The 19,199-nt window shown below is 63.1% G+C and carries 16 protein-coding genes; 9 read left to right on the plus strand and 7 right to left on the minus strand.

Features of this window, described 5'->3' with window-relative positions:
• Positions 1 to 466 precede the first annotated feature (466 nt).
• Together EOE18_RS09030 and EOE18_RS09035 are read left to right on the plus strand one after the other, a co-directional pair.
• Complete coding sequence (locus tag EOE18_RS09030; protein ID WP_127708588.1) at positions 467 to 1,351, plus strand: cytochrome b/b6 domain-containing protein; 885 nt, start codon at positions 467 to 469, stop codon at positions 1,349 to 1,351.
• Complete coding sequence (locus EOE18_RS09035) at positions 1,348 to 2,088, plus strand: molybdopterin-dependent oxidoreductase (protein WP_127708590.1); 741 nt, start codon at positions 1,348 to 1,350, stop codon at positions 2,086 to 2,088. The genes EOE18_RS09030 and EOE18_RS09035 overlap by 4 nt, the downstream gene beginning before the upstream one ends.
• On the opposite strand, the gene EOE18_RS09040 is transcribed toward EOE18_RS09035, so the two are convergent.
• Positions 2,085 to 4,643, minus strand: coding sequence for a S8 family peptidase (locus tag EOE18_RS09040; RefSeq protein WP_127708593.1), 2,559 nt, complete (start codon positions 4,641 to 4,643; stop codon positions 2,085 to 2,087). The two genes, EOE18_RS09035 and EOE18_RS09040, sit on opposite strands and share 4 nt — an antisense overlap.
• Positions 4,644 to 4,912: 269 nt before the next feature.
• Between EOE18_RS09040 and dapD the strand changes: the two genes are divergently transcribed.
• From dapD to wecC, 7 genes are all read left to right on the plus strand, one after another.
• Positions 4,913 to 5,755, plus strand: coding sequence for a 2,3,4,5-tetrahydropyridine-2,6-dicarboxylate N-succinyltransferase (gene dapD, locus EOE18_RS09045; protein WP_127708596.1), 843 nt, complete (start codon positions 4,913 to 4,915; stop codon positions 5,753 to 5,755).
• Positions 5,755 to 6,555: a glutaminyl-peptide cyclotransferase gene (locus EOE18_RS09050; protein ID WP_127708598.1), complete on the plus strand. Its 801-nt coding sequence runs from the start codon at positions 5,755 to 5,757 to the stop codon at positions 6,553 to 6,555. The genes dapD and EOE18_RS09050 overlap by 1 nt, the downstream gene beginning before the upstream one ends.
• A 43-nt stretch (positions 6,556 to 6,598) precedes the next feature.
• Positions 6,599 to 7,036, plus strand: a complete 438-nt coding sequence (locus EOE18_RS09055; RefSeq protein ID WP_164852715.1) for an ion channel — start codon at positions 6,599 to 6,601, stop codon at positions 7,034 to 7,036.
• A gap of 97 nt (positions 7,037 to 7,133) precedes the next feature.
• Positions 7,134 to 8,366: a NupC/NupG family nucleoside CNT transporter gene (locus tag EOE18_RS09060; RefSeq protein ID WP_127708603.1), complete on the plus strand. Its 1,233-nt coding sequence runs from the start codon at positions 7,134 to 7,136 to the stop codon at positions 8,364 to 8,366.
• 18 nt (positions 8,367 to 8,384) lie between these two features.
• Positions 8,385 to 8,942 carry a thermonuclease family protein gene (locus EOE18_RS09065; protein WP_220445990.1) on the plus strand — a complete coding sequence of 186 codons (558 nt, stop codon included), beginning with the start codon at positions 8,385 to 8,387 and terminating at the stop codon, positions 8,940 to 8,942.
• 74 nt (positions 8,943 to 9,016) lie between these two features.
• On the plus strand, positions 9,017 to 10,174 hold the full coding sequence (gene wecB / locus EOE18_RS09070) for a non-hydrolyzing UDP-N-acetylglucosamine 2-epimerase (protein ID WP_127708606.1): 1,158 nt from the start codon (positions 9,017 to 9,019) through the stop codon (positions 10,172 to 10,174).
• Positions 10,158 to 11,459 carry a UDP-N-acetyl-D-mannosamine dehydrogenase gene (wecC, locus tag EOE18_RS09075; RefSeq protein ID WP_127708609.1) on the plus strand — a complete coding sequence of 434 codons (1,302 nt, stop codon included), beginning with the start codon at positions 10,158 to 10,160 and terminating at the stop codon, positions 11,457 to 11,459. Before wecB ends, wecC begins: the two co-directional genes overlap by 17 nt.
• Positions 11,460 to 11,515: 56 nt before the next feature.
• Here wecC and EOE18_RS09080 read toward each other — a convergent pair whose 3' ends face one another.
• The 6 genes from EOE18_RS09080 to EOE18_RS09105 form a co-directional block, all read right to left on the minus strand.
• The gene (locus EOE18_RS09080) at positions 11,516 to 12,832 is read right to left on the minus strand and encodes a dipeptidase (protein WP_127708612.1); all 1,317 of its coding nucleotides are present in this window, start codon (positions 12,830 to 12,832) and stop codon (positions 11,516 to 11,518) included.
• Between the two features lie 92 nt (positions 12,833 to 12,924).
• Entirely contained in the window at positions 12,925 to 14,082 is a 1,158-nt protein-coding gene (locus EOE18_RS09085; RefSeq protein WP_127708615.1) for a glycosyltransferase, read from the minus strand.
• Between the two features lie 25 nt (positions 14,083 to 14,107).
• Complete coding sequence (locus EOE18_RS09090) at positions 14,108 to 14,632, minus strand: DUF2141 domain-containing protein (RefSeq protein ID WP_127708618.1); 525 nt, start codon at positions 14,630 to 14,632, stop codon at positions 14,108 to 14,110.
• On the minus strand, positions 14,632 to 15,585 hold the full coding sequence (locus EOE18_RS09095) for a hypothetical protein (protein WP_246027348.1): 954 nt from the start codon (positions 15,583 to 15,585) through the stop codon (positions 14,632 to 14,634). The genes EOE18_RS09090 and EOE18_RS09095 overlap by 1 nt, the downstream gene beginning before the upstream one ends.
• Positions 15,586 to 15,781: 196 nt before the next feature.
• Positions 15,782 to 16,531 (minus strand): DUF2334 domain-containing protein, encoded by a 750-nt coding sequence (locus tag EOE18_RS09100; protein ID WP_127708621.1) that lies wholly within the window; start codon positions 16,529 to 16,531, stop codon positions 15,782 to 15,784.
• 12 nt (positions 16,532 to 16,543) lie between these two features.
• Positions 16,544 to 19,165, minus strand: a complete 2,622-nt coding sequence (locus tag EOE18_RS09105) for an MMPL family transporter (protein WP_127708624.1) — start codon at positions 19,163 to 19,165, stop codon at positions 16,544 to 16,546.
• Positions 19,166 to 19,199 lie beyond the last annotated feature (34 nt).

Below are 19,199 nucleotides of genomic sequence, written 5' to 3' on the forward strand. Positions count from 1 at the left end.
TCTGGTTGGTATTTTTATTGGGCATTATAGGTGTTATATCGTAGATTTCTCCGGAATTGTTACTAGGTGCAAGGGCTTGGGCTCCGGCTAATGTCCCAGCCATTGCCAGGCCGCAGGCAGCACCCAACCCAGCGCCGCGCCTAAAGTCAGCAGCACAAAAGCGCGGGTCCGGAGGCTTTTGCGCAGGGAGGGGGGCGCTTCCTGAACCTTGCTTTCACTTTTAACGCTTTGGTGTAGCTGGTCTTGCAACTCGCAAAAGGGTGTTTGCATAGGCATGGTTTTACAATCCCTCCCTTGGTTTATTTCCAAAAGATGAAAGAACTGTATAAATAATTCGCAAGATGTCTAATCAGTATTGATCCGCGATCTCTTGCCCTCTGGGGCGGGTTGACCGCCATCAAGCCGCTTGCGCCGCCCGCTTTTTGGTGGCTAGTCTCGCCTCCGATACAGCAGCCGAGCAGGGCCTATGGACGACTATCCCGATCAAGTGCCCTTTCATGCGTTGATCAGGCGCGATACCGCCACGCCCCAACCGCGCCTGATCCGCCGCCATTGTTTGTCCACGCGGCTGTGGCATTGGCTTAATGCGCTGGTGATGCTGGTGATGGTGATGAGCGGGCTGATGATCTTCAACGCCCATCCTCGCCTCTATTGGGGTGCCTATGGCGCCAATGATGATGCGGCATGGCTGGAGATCGGTGCGTGGGTTGATGCGGCGGGGCGCAACCACGGCGGGGTCACGCTGATGAACCGCACATGGGAAACCACCGGCGTGCTGGGCCTGTCGCGGGGGAGCGATGGGGCGGAACTGGCGCTGGCCTTTCCGGGTTGGGTCACGCTGCCCTCCACCTATGATCTGGCGTTGGGGCGTAGCTGGCATCTGGCGGGGGCTTTGGTGTTGGCTTGGGGGCTGCTGGCCTATTTGCTCTGGTCGTTGGTGAATGGCCATTGGCGCGATTGGCATATCACGCGGGCGCAGTGGCATCCTTTGGCGATCTGGCGGGATTTGCGCGCCCATTTGCGCCTGCCGGTCGCTTTGGCGGAACATTATGGGGTGGTGCAGAAACTGGCCTATGCTGGCGTGCTGTTTGGCCTGTTGCCTTTGATGATCGCCAGTGGCCTTGCCATGGCGCCGGGGGTGGATGCGGGGCTGCCGTGGATCGTGGATATGTTCGGCGGGCGGCAATCGGCGCGTTCGGTGCATTTCATTGGCATGGCTGGCTTGGTGCTGTTTGTGCTGGTGCATCTGGTGATGGTGTTGGCCTCTGGCCCGTTGAACCAGATGCGCGGCATGATCACCGGCCATATGCGTGTGCCGCCCAGCCATCCGTCGGAAGAGGACGCGCCATGATCACGCGCCGGAGCATGATAGTGGGCGGCGGCTTGCTGCTATCGGGCTGCGACAAGCTGGTGCGGCAACCTGCGGTGGACGGCTGGGTGGAGAGGGCGGCGGGCCTACATCTGCCCGCCCAGCGCCTGCTGGTTTCGCGCCATGCCTTGGCGCGGGAGTTTTCTGCCCGCGAAATCTCGCCCACATTCCGCGCCAATGGCAATACGATGCCAGAGGATGACGGCTGGATTGCCCATGCCAATCAAGGTTTCTCCCGCTGGAGCCTGCGCGTGGAGGGGCTGGTGCGCCGCCCGCTCGATATTCCGCTCCAAGCCTTGAAAACCATGCCCCAGCGCCGCCAGATCACCCGCCACGATTGCGTGGAAGGCTGGAGCGCGATCGGCCAGTGGATGGGGCCGGAGTTGCGCGGCATCCTGTCACTGGCGGGCCTTTTGCCACAGGCGCGCTATATCGTCTTTCACTGCGCCGACCGCACGGGTGAGGACCCCTATTACGAGAGCATCGACCTGATCGACGCTTTCCACCCGCAAACCATTCTGGCGTGGAGCATGAATGGCCAACCCCTGCCGGTGGAACATGGCGCGCCCCTGCGCCTGCGGGTGGAGCGGCAATTGGGTTATAAGCAGGCCAAATATGTCACCCGCATCGAGGCCCGCGCCAGCCTTGCCGGTCTTTATGGCGGCAAGGGTGGCTATTGGGAGGATGTGGCCGGTTACCAGTGGTATGCGGGGATTTAGAAAGCCCGTCGCCAGCTCATGCTGATCCCCTGATCATCGGGCAGGCTCGCAAAATGGCCCGGTTGGCTGCGCCAGAACAGGTTTAGATTGGCCGATCCCTGTTTGAGCGGGAAAGACCACGCCATTTCGGCATCCACCTCGCGCCCCCTTGGCGCCAGTCCCAAACGCCGCATGCCCCACACCGCGCCCGTGTCATAATCATAGGCCACGGGCAGATGGAAATTCACCCCCCCTGCCGCCACGCGCAAGGGTTGCGAGACGCGCAGGGCCAATCGGTCGCCGACTTTAAAGAAGTTGTCGATGCTGCCATCCACCACCCAGCCATTGCTGAGCAGATGCGAGCCTGCGCCCACCAGTTCCGCCCCCCGCACGCGGGTAAAGCCCTGTCGCCAAGCCGCGCCAAAATGGAAATCGGGATGCGGGCGCCAACCCAGACTGGCATCGACAAACATCGTATCGGCCCCATGCAGACCCAGCGCGCGGTTGAACCTTGCTCCCAGCACGCCATCGCTCTCCGCCATCCAGCTTACGCCCAGTGAGCCTTCGACCTGCCCGTGCCGCCGGTCCAGTGCCATGCCGAAACGTTGCACAAGTGCGCGGCTGTCGCGGTCGCTGACCAGTCCCTGTTGCCGCCATGACGCGCCGGTCAAAGCATAGGCCTGTTGCCCCGAAAGCGTCAGCCCCCATTGCCCCAAGGCGCGGCGCACCACCAAGGACTGCTCGGCGGCACGCAGGAAGCCGGTATCCTCCAGTGGATTGCTGGCGATCAGGAAAGCAGGGCGGTCCTGCCCTTGCAGGCTGGCCACCAGTCCATCGCTACTCTGGCTAAAGGCAAAGCCCATATCCAGCCCCGGCGCCAGACGGGCGATCACCCGCGAGGCCAGCAGCTTGGCCGCCAATGCATCATCCTGCGCCAGATGCAGCGCGCCGGTCCATGGCGCCAACTGACGCGCCGAGGCATCCACCGTGAAGGCCATGGCCAGTCGGCCGCCACCCGCGCTGAAGGATTGCGCCCGATTGGTCAGCGCGCCGGTCAGTTTCTGGCCCAATTGCGCCGCATGCAGGCCGGTCGCCAGATTGGCGGCATAGGCGCGGCCATAGGAATCGAGCACCATGGTCGAGAGCGAAGCTGCGCTGGCCGCATCGCCCATGGCCGCCGATGTCACCGCGCTGGTGTCGGACAAGGCGATTTGCGAAGTTGTACCCGCCAGAGAAGTCGCCCCCTGCGCGGAAAAGGCGGCGGCAATGTTCAGGATGCCCGCGCCATAGGTGCTGTCCGTGCCGGTGGTGCCCGCGTCCGTGGCGGTGCTTAGCAGCAATTGCACCGCCTGTTTCGCGGTCAGATTGGGAAAGGCCTGCAACAACAGCGCCACCGCGCCGGTGATCTGCGGCGCGGAAAAACTGGTGCCGGAATAGAGCGTCACATAGGTCGAGCCATTCTGCACCGTGGTGGCCAGCGCGCTGCCGCTATACAGGCAGCACACCGCTTCACCGCGTGCGGCCAGATAATAGGCCGCCTCGGTACCGGCCAGATTGCTGAAGCTGGAGATGGTGTTGGTGCTGCCCACCGATCCGGCGATGATCACATTGCCATTGCCCGCCGCGCGCAGGGCGATGGCAAAATCATCGGGATTGGCGGCGGCATCATTGCCGGCGGACACCACCACCACCACGCCCGCGCTAGCCGCATTGGTGATGGCGCGGGTAACGGCGGAGCTGGGCGTTGATCCGCCCAGCGAGATGTTGATCACCTTGGCCCCTGCGGCAATCGCGGTGGAAATGCCGCTGGCGATCACATTGTCGTTAAAGCTGCAACCATCGGTTGTGGCGCAGCTGCCCACGCTGTCGGCGCGCAGGGCGGTGATGGTGGCGGCATAGGCAATGCCTTCGATGCCGATGCTGTTGCGCGCGGCCGCCGCGATCAGGGCCACCATATTGCCATGGTCTGCGTCCGCATTGGTCAGCCCGCGCGAGGCGACCAGATCGGCGGAATAGGAGGAGATGCGGCCGGAAAATTCACTGTTGCTGGTGTTGATGCCGGAATCGATGATGGCGATGTTCACGCCCGCGCCGCTGGCCCCTGCCGCCCATGCGGTGATCGCGCCATGCTGGGACGGGCCGGTGGAGCGGTAATATTCGCTGGTCAGGAAACTGGCGCTGGGGGTGGGCGTCAGCGTGGCGGTCGCCGTTGCGGTAGGGGTTGCCGTCGCGGTGGCGGTTGCGGTTGGTGTGGCCGTAGCCGTAGCCGTAGCCGTAGCCGTAGCCGTAGCCGTAGCCGTTGCCGTGGCTGAGGCGGTCGCCGTTGGTGTCGCGGTGGCAGTTGCTGTAGCAGTGGCAGTTGCGGTGGCCGTCGCTGTCGCCGTAGAGGTCGTAGTGGCAGTAGCCGTTGCAGTGGCAGTCGCCGTGCCGGGCGTGGAATTAACACCGCCCGTATCCCCGCCGCCGCATGCGGCAAGGCCAGCCAGTCCCGCCCCGATCAGGCCGGTGAAAGGCAGGCGCTCGATAACCTGCCGCAGCCGTGTGGGCTTGGCTGCCGCGCTTTGCGAATCTGTCACTGTCCCCTGCTTCATGTCCGTTGCCCCGGATGTGTCGCACCCGAGAAAAGACCCCCGACAGATGCTTGGCACAGTATGGTTACCAAGCCAAGCAGCCACAACGCGGGATAGTGCCTATTTGGTGGCGATCTGCCACCATGTTGGGGTGGATCGCCGGACAGGCTTGTTGCGGGGGCTTGTTATGCGCGGCAAGTGGCGATAGGCGACAGGGCCAAAGCGGGCGTCGAGGCGCCCAGATGTCTGATCCATGGAATAAAGGCCCCCAGACCATGACTGATACCGCCAATCTTGCCGCCGCGATCGAAGCCGCTTGGGAAGCGCGCGCCGATGTGACACCTGCCAGCGCCGATGTGCGCGCCCATGTGGAGGCCGCTTTCGCGCTGCTGGAATCGGGCGAGGCCCGCGTGGCGGAAAAGATTGACGGCGAATGGGTGGTCAACCAGTGGCTGAAAAAGGCCGTGCTGCTCTCCTTCCGCCTGAACGACAATGCGGTGGTGGCCAATGGCGCCGCTGGCGCTCCGGCCTTTGACAAGGTGGCCAGCAAGTTTGACGGCTGGGACGATGCCAAGTTCCGCGAAGGCGGCTTCCGCGTGGTGCCGGGCGCTGTGGCCCGCGCTGGTTCCTTCGTGGGCAAGAATGTGGTGCTGATGCCTTCTTTCGTGAACATCGGCGCCTATGTCGGCGAAGGCTCGATGGTGGACACTTGGGCCACGGTCGGCTCCTGCGCCCAGATCGGCAAGGGCGTGCACCTGTCGGGCGGCGTGGGCATTGGCGGCGTGCTGGAGCCTTTGCAGGCCGGTCCCGTGATCATCGAGGACGGCGCTTTCATCGGCGCGCGTTCCGAAGTGGTGGAAGGCGTCATCATCGGTGAGGGCGCTGTGCTCTCGATGGGCGTATTCATCGGCGCCAGCACCAAGATCGTCGACCGCGCCACCGGCGAAGTGCATATCGGCCGCGTGCCGCCCTATTCGGTGGTGGTCCCCGGCTCGATGCCCGGCAAGCCTTTGCCCGATGGCACGCCCGGACCCAGCCTCTATTGCGCCGTAATCGTCAAGACCGTCGACGCGCAGACCCGCGCCAAGACCGGCATCAACGAACTGCTGCGCGACTGATGCGAAGCATCGCGCTCGGTTTGGGTGTGGGGCTGGCGCTATTGGGCGCTGGCATCACCTATGCCCAAAGCGGGCGCGGCATCTTGGGGAAGTCAGGGGCGGCGGAGCCTCCGGTGGCGGCGGCGCAGATTGTGCGCCGCCTGCCGCATGACCGCCGCGCCTATACCGAAGGGCTGTTCATCGACCATGGGCAGCTGTTCGAAAGCACCGGCATGGAGGGCCGCTCCAGCCTGCGGCGGGTGGACATGGCCAGCGGCAAGGTGCTGGCGCAGGTCAATCTGCCGCGCCCCTTGTTTGGCGAAGGCATTGCCCCGTGGCATGGCCAGATATTGATGCTGACATGGCGCGATGGCATCGGCTTTCGCTTTTCCGCCAAGGATTTTGCCCCCCAAGGCCGCTTCACCTATCTGGGCGAGGGCTGGGGCATGGCCGCCACGCCCAGCGGCCTTGTGATGAGCGATGGCAGCGATACTTTGCGCTTCATCGATCCGGCCACTTTCCGCGTGACGCGCACGCTTACCGTGACGGCGGGCGGCATTGGCGTGCCCATGCTGAACGAATTGGAATGGGTGGAAGGCGAGATCCTCGCTAATGTGTGGATGAGCGAGCGCATGGCCCGCATCGACCCTGAAACAGGCCGCGTGAAAGGCTGGATCGACCTGTCCGCGCTGCACCGTGAAACCGGCGCCTATGGGCAGGATCAGGTGCCCAATGGCATTGCCTATGATGCGGCCACGCGCAAACTCTATGTTACCGGCAAGGAATGGCCCAGCCTGTTCGAGATCAAGCTGCCGCGTTGAGCATGGACTGGACGCGCAGGGCCGGGGCGGGCATGATCAGCGAATGAATGATCCGATGATCCTGCAATTCTTTGTTTCCAGCGTGATGGTGGTGGTTTGCGTCATCATCCATGGCTTTGGCCTGTTTGGCCTGACCCGCGCCTTGCGCACAGAGATCAACACCGAACGTCTGCGCCATATCAAGCCCTTGTCGCCGCGCGGGGTGCTGTTCACGCTGGGGATTGTGGTGGCGATTGCCGCGCTGCACGGGGCGGAGATCTGGGCCTTTGCGCTGGTCTATCTGGCGGTGGGGGCGGTCAAGGGGTTGGAGCCCTCGCTCTATTTTTCCACCATTTCCTATTCCACCGTGGGTTACAGCGACGCGCATATTGCCATGGATTGGCGGTTGATGGGCGCGTTTGAAAGCATTCTGGGCATTATCTTGCTGGGATGGTCCACCTCCTTCTTTTTCCGCATGCTGGGGCGTATCGACGCGCATTAAAATTGCGTGTGGCCGATCATGTTGCGCGGCGCTTGCGATAGGCGCTGCGGGCCTTTACGGTCCTGCCTTTGAGCGTTTTACGGGATTCTTTATACCCATGCATATAATCCATAGCCTGCTTGGCATGCTGCTTATTCTGGGCGTGGCTTTTGTGCTGTCGTCGGACCGGCGGGCGATCCGGCCCCGCGTGGTCTTTGCTGCCTTTGGCTTGCAGGCGGGCTTTGCCGCGCTGGTGCTCTATGTGCCCGCGGGCAATGCAGCCTTGCAGAAGGTGGCGGGCGGGGTTTCGGCTTTGTTGGCCTATGCTCATGCGGGGGTGGATTTCCTGTTCGGCCCCTTGGCCAAGCCGGAAATTGGCGGGGCCAGCTTTGCCATTTCGGCGTTGCCGGTGATCATCTTTTTCGCCGCGCTGATTTCTATCCTGTATTATCTGCGCATCATGCCGCTGGTGATCCAGTGGATCGGCGGCGGTCTGGAAAAGATCACCGGCGTCTCGCGCATTGAATCGCTTTGCGCGGCCAGCAACATTTTTGTCGGCCAGTCCGAGGCGCCCCTGGTGATCCGCCCCTATCTGGCCGCCTTGACGCCTGCGCAATTGTTCTGTGTGATGACCGTGGGCATGGCGGGCGTGGCAGGTACCATTCTGGCCGCCTATGCCAGCATGGGTATCCGCATCGATTATCTGGTGGCGGCGGCCTTTATGTCGGCGCCGGGCGGCATTTGCATGGCCAAGATCATCATGCCCGATCCAAAAGGCGCGGTAAGCGAGCCTGACCAAGTGGTGACTCCGGTGGAGGCCGAGGGCGAACGTCCCGCCAATCTGATCATGGCGGCCAGCGAGGGCGCGCAGACCGGTGTGCGTCTGGCTGTGGCGGTGGGCGCGATGGTGCTGGCCTTTGTGGCGCTGGTGGCGCTGGCCAATGGCATGGTGTCGGGCGTGGGCCATTGGTTCGGCGTGGATGACCTGTCGTTCCAGCGCTTGCTGGGCTATGTTTTTGCTCCGATCTTCTGGCTGCTGGGCGCGCCCGATTGGGCCGAGGCGATGCGTGCGGGCGGCATGTTCGGCACCAAGATCGTGCTCAACGAATTTGTGGCCTTTATCGATCTGGGCAAGGATACGGCTATTGCGCCCCAGACCGCCGCCATCATCACTTTCGCGCTTTGCGGCTTTGCCAATTTCTCCTCCATCGCGATCCAGATGGCGGTGACCGGCAGCCTTGCCCCCAACCAGCGGCCCTTGATTGCCAAGCTGGGGGTGAAGGCTTTGGTGGCGGGCAGCCTGTCCAATCTGATGAGCGCGGCTTTGGCCGGCCTGTTCCTTTCGCTGTAATCCTCGGGAGCCTGCCTCATGTCGTCGGGTTGGAATGACAATTGGAGCCACGCCCCCAAGCGCCCCCGTCGCAAGGGCGGTATGGGCGCGCTGGCGCTGGGTGTGGCGGCAGTGGCTGCGCTGGTAACCGGCAGCACCCATTGGAAACAATGGTTCGGCTCGGGCCAGCAGCCTTTAGGGCAGGGGCCGACAGCGGTGTTGCAGCCCAATGCGCAGGATCGGGAAAGCGGGTTGTTCACCATCTGCAAGGGAACCCATCGCGAGACCTGCGTGGTGGATGGCGATACGATCTGGTATCAGGGCACCAAGATCCGCATTGCCGATATTAACGCCCCCGAAATCAGCCATCCCCAATGTGATAGCGAGGAAGCTTTGGGTGATCAGGCGCGGGATCGCTTGCTGGCCTTGCTCAACGCTGGCCCTTTCACCATCGCCTCCACCGAAAGCCGCGATACAGACCGCTATGGCCGCGCCCTGCGCAGCCTGACGCGCGGCGGGCATAGTCTGGGCGAGGCTCTGGTGCAGGAAGGTCTGGCCGAGCGCTGGACGGGGCATCGGCGCAACTGGTGTAATTAAGGGCGGCTTATCCTATGGTTAACCCCATGCTGCTATGCGATCTTTCAAACGACCGTAAAGCAGATGGATAGACCATGACCCAAGCCGCCAACCCAGCCAAAATCCTCGTCATTTTCGGCACGCGGCCTGAAGCGATCAAATTGTTTCCTGTGGTGGCGGCGTTAAAAGCCGATCCGCGTTTCGCTCCCGTGGTTTGCGTGTCAGCCCAGCATCGCTCCATGCTCGATCAGGTGCTGGCAATTGCCGGTATCACGCCCGAGCATGATCTGGACCTGATGCGCCCCAACCAGACGCTCGACGGGCTGACCGCCGCGCTGATTACCGAATTGGGCTGCGTGATGGATGCCGAGCAGCCGGACCGCGTGATGGTGCAGGGCGATACGGCCACCGCCATGGCGGGCGCTCTGGCCGCCTATTACCGCAAGATTCCGGTGGACCATGTCGAGGCGGGCCTGCGTTCGGGCAATATCTATCACCCTTGGCCCGAGGAGGTGAACCGCAAGATCATCGGCTCCATCGCCAGCCTGCATTTTGCGCCCACCAGCACCAGCGAGGCCGCTCTGCTGCGCGAGAATGTGGATGCGGCGCGGGTGAAAGTGACCGGCAATACGGTGATTGATGCGCTGCATTGGGTGCTGGGCCGGATCGAGGCTGAACCGGCTTTGGCCAGCGGGCTGGATGATCTGGCCGCGCGTTTTGCAGGCAAGCGCATCATTGGCGTGACCAGCCACAGGCGCGAGAATTTCGGCGGCGGGCTGGAAGCGATTGCCGATGCCATCCGCCAGATCGCCGCGCGGCCCGATGTGGCAATCATCTTTCCCGTCCACCCCAACCCCAATGTGCGGGCGGTGATGGACGGGGCTTTGGCAGGCCTTGATAATGTGGCGATGATCGAGCCGCTCGATTACCCACATTTCGCGCGGTTGCTGTCCATGGTGGAGATCATGCTGACCGATTCCGGCGGGGTGCAGGAGGAAGCCCCTGCGCTGGGCAAGCCGGTTCTGGTTATGCGGGAAACTACGGAGCGGCCCGAAGGCGTAGAAGCAGGAACTGCGCGTTTGGTGGGCACAGATTCTGCGCGAATCGTTTCCGAAATCTTCAATCTTCTTGACCATAAAGACGCCTACGAGGCCATGGCGCGCGCCCATAACCCCTTTGGGGACGGGCATGCCGCCTGCCGGATCGTGGAAACCCTTGGTCAGGAGTTTGGGGGGCATGAAATCGGACAATAAGCCGGATGTTTGCATCGTCGGGCTGGGCTATATCGGATTGCCCACCGCCGCGATTGTTGCACGCGCCGGTTGCCATGTGCATGGCGTGGATGTTTCCCAGCATGTTGTGGATACGATCAACCGTGGCGAGATCCATATTGAAGAGGTGGATCTGGACGGACTGGTGCAGGCGGTGGTGCAGCGCGGGCTGCTCAAAGCCTCGCTGAGCGTGGCGCCGGCCGATGTGTTTATCATTGCCGTGCCCACGCCTTTCGGGCCGGATCATCAGCCCGACATTTCCTATGTCCTGTCCGCCGCGCGCAGTGTGGCGCCGGTGTTGAAACAGGGCGATGTGGTGATCCTTGAATCCACCTCTCCGGTGGGCACGACCGAGGAAATCCGCGACTTGATCGCGCATATGCGGCCGGACCTCAAAGTCCCCGGCTGCACCCGCGAAACGCCCGATATTGCCATTGCCTATTGCCCCGAACGCGTGCTGCCGGGCCGCATTCTGGAGGAACTGGCGCATAATGACCGCTCGATTGGCGGCATTACCCCGCGTTGTGCGCGCAAGGCGCTGGCGTTTTACAAGCTTTTCGTGCGCGGCACCTGCATCGCCACGGACGCGCGCAGTGCGGAAATGACCAAGCTGGTCGAGAACGCCTATCGCGACGTGAATATCGCCTTTGCCAATGAGCTTTCCATCGTGGCTGACAAGATGGGGCTGGATGTGTGGGAGGTGATCAAGCTGGCCAACCGCCATCCGCGCGTCAATATCCTGCAACCCGGCCCCGGCGTGGGCGGCCATTGCATCGCGGTGGACCCTTGGTTCATCGTGGCCAGCGCGCCCATGGAAACGCCTTTGATCCGCACCGCGCGCGGGGTGAATGATGGCAAGATCCACCATGTGATTGGCCGCGCCGATGCCTTGATTGCCCAGCATCCCAAGGCGCGGATCGCCTGCCTTGGTTTGGCCTTCAAGGCCAATATTGACGATTTCCGCGAAAGCCCCGCAAGGCTGGTGGCGGTGACCTTGGCCCGCAAATATGGCGAGCGAGTGAGCATTGTCGAACCCTATGCGGCCCAATTGCCCAATGAGTTTGACGGCACGGGCGCCAAGACCATCGATCTGGATGAAGCGCTGGAGGAATGCGACATCCTGATCGTGCTGGTCGATCACGATATTTTCAAGGTTGTGCCTTTGGCCGAGCGGGCGGACAAGATTGTCTATGACACGCGCGGCATCTGGCCGGACCAGCCCAAGCCTGCGGGCGAGGCGGCTCCGGCGCTGCGCTTGGCGAGCTGAGCGATCACCCAGTTGAGAGGAGAAGGGGCGGGGGGAAACTCCCGCCCCTTTTGTTGTTAGAAACTGGTGGGGTTTTCGATTGCGGCATCGCCCTTATGCGCGGCGGCATAGCTTTCCGCCGCTTTCAAAACGCGCAGGATATTGCCGCTGGCGATCTTTTTCAGATCCTCCTTGCCCATGCCGCGCTTGGCCAGTTCCACAAACAGCGCCGGATAGGCGGACACATCGGGCAGGCCCGCCAGACCCACCGAGCCGCCATCAAAATCCGAACCCAGCCCGATATGATCGGTGCCGATCCGCTGGGCGATATGGGTGATATGCTCGGCCACTTCGGCCAAGGTTGCCACCGGCTTGGGATGGGCGGCTTCCCAAGCCTTCAGCGCCGCCGCTGCCAGATCGGGGCGATCGGGATGCAGCGCCTTTTGGCGGGCCATTTCACCAGCGCGGTCGGCATTCCACACATATTGCCCCTTGCTGATATAGCCGGGGAAGAAATTGACCATCACCACCCCGCCATTGGCTTTCACCTTGTCCAGCACATCGTCCGATACATTGCGGGGATGGGGCGAAATGGCCTGCGCGTTGGAATGGGAAAAGATCACCGGCGCACCGGCCACGTCCAGCGCGTCCAGCATCGTCTTCTGGCTGACATGCGACAGGTCGACCAGCATGCCCAGACGCTGCATCTCGCGCACCACATCCTTGCCGAAAGGCGTCAGGCCATTATGTGCGGGGGCGTCGGTGCCGCTATCGGCCCAAGAGTTGTTTTTGAAATGGGTCAGCGTCATGTAACGCACGCCCGCGCCATAAAGCTGGCGCAGCACGGCCAGCGAGCCGCCGATGGAATGGCCGCCCTCTGCGCCCATCAGGCTGGCGATCTTGCCCGCTTTCCATGCTTTTTCCACGCAGGCGGCATTGTCGCAATATTGCATGTCGGCCGGATTGGCCGCGATGACGCGCTTCATCACATCCACCTGTTCAAAGGTGGCCTGCACCGCCTGCTGCTCGGTCAGATTGGCCGAGACATAGACCGACCAGAATTGCGCGCCCACCTTGCCCTTGCGCAGGCGAGGCAGGTCGGTCTGCATCGGGTCCACCTTGCGCGGGGCGGCGGAAGCCTGACCCATATTGCCATTGCCCCAGAGGTCTTCGCCAACCTCCTTGGTCGTGTCGCGGAAATCGAAACCCGCCAGCATATTCTTGCGGCGGTTGCGCAATTGTTCGGGCACGTCATTATGCCCATCCCACACGGGGGCCTCTTTCAGTGCGGCTTCGGCAATGGCCTCGGGGCTTGGCGCAGGGGCGGCCAGCGCGGGGGAGCCAAGGGCCAGCAGCGCCACGCCCGATAGTCCCGATAGCCAAACGTTACGCATCACTGTCTCCTGCCAGAAATCATCAAATTCGGCGCGGATCAAAGGCCAAGCCGGGCCCCAAGGCAAGGGGGCAGAAGCGCGTATGAGCAAATTCAAGCGGGCAGCATCTTGTCCGCCAACACTTGCGCATAATCGGCAAACAGGCCTTCGAAATGGCCCTGCGTGGTGGTGGTTTCCGCCGGTTGCGGCGTTTTGGGCAGATTATGCAGCAGCTTGAGCGTAGCCTGCGCCGCCGATAGCGCGCTGCCCGCGCGATAGGTGACGCCCGCCCCGCCGCGCGCATGGTCCGCCGCGCCGCCGCGATCGGGCACGATCACCGGCACGCCGCTGGCCCGCGCCTCGGCACCGGCCATACAGAAAGTTTCCGCCTCGCAGCCATGGATCAGTGCATCGGCGCTGGCCAGAATGGTGGCGAATTTCAACCGGTCCTTTTCGGGCTTGAGCAGCTTGATATGCGGATTGCCCGCAATCTGTTTCAGGATGCGCGTCTTTTGCCCGCCACCGCCCAGAATGACCATGCCGATGGGCAAGCCGGTGCTGGCCGCGGCCACGGCATCCACAATCATCGGCCAGCGCTTCTCAGGGCTCAACCGCCCGACGCCGATCAGCAATTTGGCGCTTTCGGGCAGGCCGCAAAGGTCCAGCAAGCGGCGACGCAGCGCAGCACTGCGGCGGGCGGGGCTGAACAGGCCCGCCTCGATCCCCATGGGGTGCAGCACGGTGTTTTCCACCCCGCCTGCCTCCAGCCTTTCGCGCAATTCCGCGCTGGCGCAAACCACGCGGTCAAAGCTGGTGCCAAGCTCGCGCAGGTGCTTCCAGAAAGGCTCGAAGCGGCGGTCGATGCTCTCGCGGCTCATGATCGGTTCGAACCAGCGATAGGCATAGGCCGAGAGCGGATCGGCATGCATCACCAGCGAACGCGGCGCTTTGCCCGGCCAGCGCGCCACCATGCTGGCGCTGCGCCATGGGGATGAGACTTCGAGGAAGTCCGGCTCCAGTTCGCTGATTGTGGCATGCAGGACGGCCTCGTCCTTGAAATACCAATATTTGCGGTCCAGCGGAAAGCGCGGTTCGGGAATGGTGATGATCCGCGCCATCGGGCCGCGCTCAATCACCTCATGCCGGTCGCCGGGGGCCAGAATGATGATCTCGTGGCCCAGTTCCGGCCCGATCCGCATTTTCTGTTCGACATAGGTTTTTACGCCCCCGCCCCATGGCGAGTAGAAAGCGCAAACGTCGACGATCCGCATCAGGCCCCCTCCTGTCGCTATCGGATCAGGGTTTGATCGGATCGAAAGAGATCAGGCTGGACCGATAGGCCAGCGTGATATTGATACGCGTCGGACCCGCCCCAGCCACCACCCGCGCGGCGGGCAATTTGGGCATGGACCAGCGGAAATGCTGGGCATTGGCCACGCCGAAACCATCCTGGGACAGGCTGATCTTGCGGTTATTGTCGCGGTCATGCAGCACGGTCAGCCCATAGGCACCGGCGGCGGGCACGCGGATGCAAACCTGCACCGGCCCCGTCTGCGGCACTTCTTCCTCCACGCGGCGGAAGGTCTTGCCCTGATAGACCAGAATATTGTCATCCTGAAGGAAATCGGCATCGGTGGCCGGATAGACCTCGACCTTGATGTGGCCCTTGCGGTCCTTCAACCCGTTGACGCTGACCAGAAAGGAGGGGCCTGCCTCATTGGGGCGGCACTTACCCTCCGCCTTGCCCAATTCGGGCGAGGAAGGGATCGGCACAGCGGTTTTGACCGGAGCATCTGCGGCCAAGAGCAGTGACAAAAGCATCAGCGTTTCCTTCCCGAGATGAGATCTACCGTGGCGAAAATCGCGCCCACGCATAGATGGGTGATCAAAAGCAGCGCGGCCACCATGGCCAGCAATTGCGAGACAGCGGCATCATTGCCCAGCATCAGGATGGCCAGCCCTGCAAACACCACATCCTTGTTGGGGAAGAAGGGCAGGCGCGACACCAGCATACGCAACGTCGCCAGCACCAGCCAGATGTCATAGGGCTGATCGGGCAGGGCATAATGCCACATCAGTGCGGTCAGCCCGACATAGGCACCAATGCGCAGGCAATGCACGCCCGAGATCAACAGCAATTCGCGGCGCGGTAGGCTGAACAGCTTTTGCCGGAACAGCAGGATTGCCAGCGAGGTGATCAGCACAAAACCAAGGCCGGTGAAGATCTTGGTCGTGTCATGCCCCATCTGACCCGATTGCACGAAGGGCCAAGCATAGACCAGCATCACCAGCGTCGCCAGATTGCCGGTCAGCGCGGACAGGATGGTCATATCCTTGATCGCGCCAAAGGGGGCCGTCACCATAGACAGTTTGGCCCGCGCCCATGCGTAAAATTGCACTTCGCCCAGATAGCCCAGCAGCAATTCGTTCGACACCATCTTGCGCAGCAGCGCGGCAAGGCCCGAGAATGGCAGGCCCCACAGGCGGCGATAGATCAGCCATTCGGACAGGGGCTGGATCAGGTAATTGGCGGCAAATACGATCCAGAAAGGCGCGCTGAGCGGGATCGTGTCGATAATGCCATGGATGTCCAGCTTATGCGCTTCCCAACCCACCGCCACCAGCATGGCCAGCGAGACCAAAGTGCTGAACAAAGCCGACAGGCGCGGGCGATTGCTCTTTCCCTCTTCGGCCTCCAGCGCGATTTCGTTCAGTGGGGCCGGCCCCTTGGGGGGAACGGGGGCTTCACCATGGGCAAGCGTATCGGTGAACATATCTCGCGCTTCTTGAGGCCGAGGCTGGCGCGGTTCCCCTTGCGGGTCGGGCTGCCCTTGCGAGTCGGGCTGATTGTCGCTCATCATCGCGGCGCCTTGGCAGGAATTTGGTCTTTGCGCCAGTGCGGCACGAAGACGGCGGAATTAGGGCGCTGTAGCCTAACTGTTGCTGAACGCAGCATCTTTGTTGCAGGCTTTACGCTTTGTGCAAAAGTTCGCCATAGCGGCCCGCGCGGCGGCGGCGGGCAAAGCTGGCATAGGTGGCGCGAATCGAATCCAGCAAGGCGGGCACCGTGGTGTCGCCCGGATGCACCGCAATGCGCGCCACATCCAGCCCATGCAGCCCGTGGCGGGCCAGCCCTGCAAAGAAGCGCGAGGATAGCTGGCGGCCCTTGGTCCTGCTGGCCCAGGTGACCACCGGCCCGCGCGCCAAAACCTCGCCAGTCGTGGGGCGCCAGACGCGCATATGGTCCTCGGCCAAGGGGAAGCCCGCCTCGGCCAGTGCGGCGCGGGCGCCATCGCCATAAAGCCATGCAGGGGCGATAAAGCCCGCCGTCTCGCGCCCGATAATGTCCTCGATCAACTTGCGCCCATCGGCCATGCGCTGCGCCGCCTCGCGTTGGGAAAGGCCCAGAAATTCGCCCTCGCTGGCGGTCATATGCTTGGCCTTGAACGCGGCCATGCCCGAATGTTGGGCCAGATCCTTGTGGAACCAGCCATGCACGAACATCTCGATCCCCTGATCGGCCCAATGGCGCAGCTTGGCCTGATAGGCGGCATTGCCTGCCAAGGGAGCCTCGCCCCAATGGTCGGGCACCACCAGCATGGCAAAATTGGGACCGCCCAGCAGGCTGGAAAGCAGATCGGCCAATTGGTCCACCTGCGCTTCGGCGCGCGGGCCAACATCATGGATCGAGGCGAGGAGGAGCTTGCGGGAATCGGTCATCACGGGCTGCCTTTAATCCTCTTGCGCGGGCGGCGCTATAGCGACAGGTCCCAGTAGCGCCGGTTCAAACACCAGCGCGCAAACCAGCGTCCACACCAGCGAGATCATCAGGATCAGCCCCATGCTGGCCGTGCCCGGATGCTGGCTGAAGGTCAGCGCGCCAAAGGCGCTGCCGGTGGCCAAAGCGCTGCATAAAACGGCGCGGGCAAGGCTGGTTTGCAGCAGATCGCTGAACCCCTGCCGCCACGCCATCACGAAATAGATGTGAAACGCCACGCCCACACCAAACAGCAGCGGAAAGGCGATGATATTGGCAAAATTGAGCGGTTGGCCGATCACCGCGCAAGTGCCCAAAGTGAGAAAGCCCGACAGGACCACCGGCGCCAGCGTGAAGGCCACCTCGCGCAGCGAACGCAAGACCAGCCAGAGCAGGCCCGACACCAGCGCCAGCGCCAGAATGCCCGCCACGATGAAAGCATGGGCCACGGTCTGCGCCGCTGCCTGTGTGGCCACCGGCAGACCGGTGGCATGGGGCGCGATGGCCAGCACGGCCTTGGTAAAGCGTTCCAGCGTGGCATTATCCGCGCCATTGCCGGAAGGGGTAACCTGCACCAGCGCGCGCCCATCCTTGGCCAGCCATGCGTTGCGGATTTCGGGCGGCAGATTGTCCCGCGTGATCGTGCTGGCCGAGAGCGAGGCGCGGATCTTGGCCATAGTTTGCGCCAAGGGGGGCACCAGCATGGCGCTGACCTGCGCGCGTTTTTCGGGCGTGGCGGCGGCAAGGCGGGCCAGCGCCGAGGCGAGCCTTGCGGCCTGCGCGCCGGTGGCATCATGGCGGGCCTTGGCCAAGCCCAGCAGCGCGGTGCTGGCTTGGCGCAGGGCGGCCACGGTGGTGGCATCATCGGCTATGGGCGCGTCCAACGCAAAGGGATTGACCGTGGCATCCAGCAACAGCGCCGCATCCTCGATCAAAGCCAGCTTCAAAGGCTGGGCATCTGGCACGAAACTGTCCACGGTGATGGCTTGGGCGACCTCCGGATTTTGCGCCAATTGACGCGCCAATGCGGCGGCGGCTTCGGCATTGGGGGCCAGCAGGCTGATGCTGTTGGGCGTGCGGTCGGGGTCTTGGGTCAGCGTGGTAATCTCGCGCATGGCGGGCGTGGCCGGATCGCGCAGATGCAGCGGGTTGAAATCGAAATGCACCCAAAACAGGGCGATGATCGACAGCACCATCGCCGCGACAAAGGCCGTTACCACCCCGCGTCTGTGGCAGTGCAGCCAATGGTCCAGCGGCGCGGCACCGGCCCAGCCCACGTCCCGCGCCGGAGGGGCAGGGCGCAGCAGCACCAAGAGGGCGGGCAGCAGCGAGAGATTGAGCAGCAGCGCCACCACCATGCCCAGGCCGGAAATGATCCCCAATTCGGCAATGCCGGTGTAATCGGTGGGCAGAAAAGCGGCCAAAGCCAACAGGATCGCCGCCGCAGCCAGCCCCAATGGCTCGCCCAGAGCCTTGGCCATGCGGGTCAGCGCTTCGGCCATGTCGGCCCCGCTGCGCCTTTCGGCGTTGAAACGCACCGCCACCTGAATGCCGAAATCCACCCCCAGCCCGACGAACAGGGGAATAAACGCCACCGACAGCACATTGAGCCGCCCCACCGCCAGCAGACCCAGCGCCAGCGTAATCACCAGCCCGACAAGAATGGTGGCCATGATCGCGCCCACCATTCGCGCCGATCGCACCGCCAGCCACAGGCAGGCCAGCATCGCCCCCAGCATCAGCGCGCCGATCAGCCCCATGCCTTCGCGGATGGTGGCAAATTCCTCGTCGGCCAAAGGCACTTCACCGGTGATGCCAATTCGCATCCCATGGGCAGCATCGACGCCCAGCTTGGCCGCCTGATCCTGTACCAGCGCCACTGCCGCCGCGCCCGGTTCCAGATCGCCATAGGACAGCCGTGGATGCAGGATCAGCAGGCGTCGCTTGGGCGGTGCCAAGGGGCCGGTGCTGGCGCCAAACAGGCTGGTCCATGAGAAATAGGTTGGCTTGCCCGCCAGCTTGGCTTCCACCGCATCGGCCAATCGGCCCAAAGGCGTGGCCAGACGGCTGCTGTCCTGCTCGCCGTCCATCGCGCCTTTGGCCAAAGTGTCCAGCGTGCTGGCAATGCCATGCAGGCTGGTATCCGCCGCCAGACCGCCCAGCATCGGCTGCGCATCGATCAAGGCTTTGGTCGCGCTCTGCACCTGCGCCAGATCGCCGAAGAGCAGGCCGTTCTGGTCAAAGAACCTGCCGCCATCGGGGCGCGATATGCTCTCCAACGGGGCATTGGGCGCGGTTTGCAGCGCATCATACAGGCGCGTTGCACCATCTTCGGCCAATTCGGGCGTTTGCCCGTCCACCACCACGACAATCGCGTCTTTCAACTGCGGAAAGGCTGCTTCCACCGCCGCCCCATCCCGTCGCCATGGCGTGTCGGGGTTGATCAGGGTGCCGGTGTCGGTACTCATGGCGAAATGGCCCGCCACATAGAATGTGGCCGCCGCCAACAGGGCAAGGCTGACCGCGATCACGGCCCAAGCATGGCGGGCGGCATGACGCACAAGCGAGAGAATGGCACCGGTCAAGATCACAGCCATGGTTCTTGGCGCAAAAATCGCGCGTTCACAATGA

The organism is Novosphingobium umbonatum (genome assembly GCF_004005905.1).
GTDB classification, from domain to species: Bacteria; Pseudomonadota; Alphaproteobacteria; order Sphingomonadales; family Sphingomonadaceae; genus Novosphingobium; species Novosphingobium umbonatum.

What these genes read in the sequence shown, in the direction of transcription:
- EOE18_RS09030 (WP_127708588.1), top strand. Translation starts at nt 467, where the DNA reads ATGGACGACTATCCCGATCAAGTGCCCTTTCATGCGTTGATCAGGCGC.
- EOE18_RS09035 (WP_127708590.1), top strand. Translation starts at nt 1,348, where the DNA reads ATGATCACGCGCCGGAGCATGATAGTGGGCGGCGGCTTGCTGCTATCG.
- dapD (WP_127708596.1), top strand. Translation starts at nt 4,913, where the DNA reads ATGACTGATACCGCCAATCTTGCCGCCGCGATCGAAGCCGCTTGGGAA.
- EOE18_RS09050 (WP_127708598.1), top strand. Translation starts at nt 5,755, where the DNA reads ATGCGAAGCATCGCGCTCGGTTTGGGTGTGGGGCTGGCGCTATTGGGC.
- EOE18_RS09055 (WP_164852715.1), top strand. Translation starts at nt 6,599, where the DNA reads ATGAATGATCCGATGATCCTGCAATTCTTTGTTTCCAGCGTGATGGTG.
- EOE18_RS09060 (WP_127708603.1), top strand. Translation starts at nt 7,134, where the DNA reads ATGCATATAATCCATAGCCTGCTTGGCATGCTGCTTATTCTGGGCGTG.
- EOE18_RS09065 (WP_220445990.1), top strand. Translation starts at nt 8,385, where the DNA reads ATGTCGTCGGGTTGGAATGACAATTGGAGCCACGCCCCCAAGCGCCCC.
- wecB (WP_127708606.1), top strand. Translation starts at nt 9,017, where the DNA reads ATGACCCAAGCCGCCAACCCAGCCAAAATCCTCGTCATTTTCGGCACG.
- wecC (WP_127708609.1), top strand. Translation starts at nt 10,158, where the DNA reads ATGAAATCGGACAATAAGCCGGATGTTTGCATCGTCGGGCTGGGCTAT.
- EOE18_RS09080 (WP_127708612.1), bottom strand. Translation starts at nt 12,832, where the DNA reads ATGCGTAACGTTTGGCTATCGGGACTATCGGGCGTGGCGCTGCTGGCC.
- EOE18_RS09085 (WP_127708615.1), bottom strand. Translation starts at nt 14,082, where the DNA reads ATGCGGATCGTCGACGTTTGCGCTTTCTACTCGCCATGGGGCGGGGGC.
- EOE18_RS09090 (WP_127708618.1), bottom strand. Translation starts at nt 14,632, where the DNA reads ATGCTTTTGTCACTGCTCTTGGCCGCAGATGCTCCGGTCAAAACCGCT.
- EOE18_RS09095 (WP_246027348.1), bottom strand. Translation starts at nt 15,585, where the DNA reads ATGTTCACCGATACGCTTGCCCATGGTGAAGCCCCCGTTCCCCCCAAG.
- EOE18_RS09100 (WP_127708621.1), bottom strand. Translation starts at nt 16,531, where the DNA reads ATGACCGATTCCCGCAAGCTCCTCCTCGCCTCGATCCATGATGTTGGC.
- EOE18_RS09105 (WP_127708624.1), bottom strand. Translation starts at nt 19,165, where the DNA reads ATGGCTGTGATCTTGACCGGTGCCATTCTCTCGCTTGTGCGTCATGCC.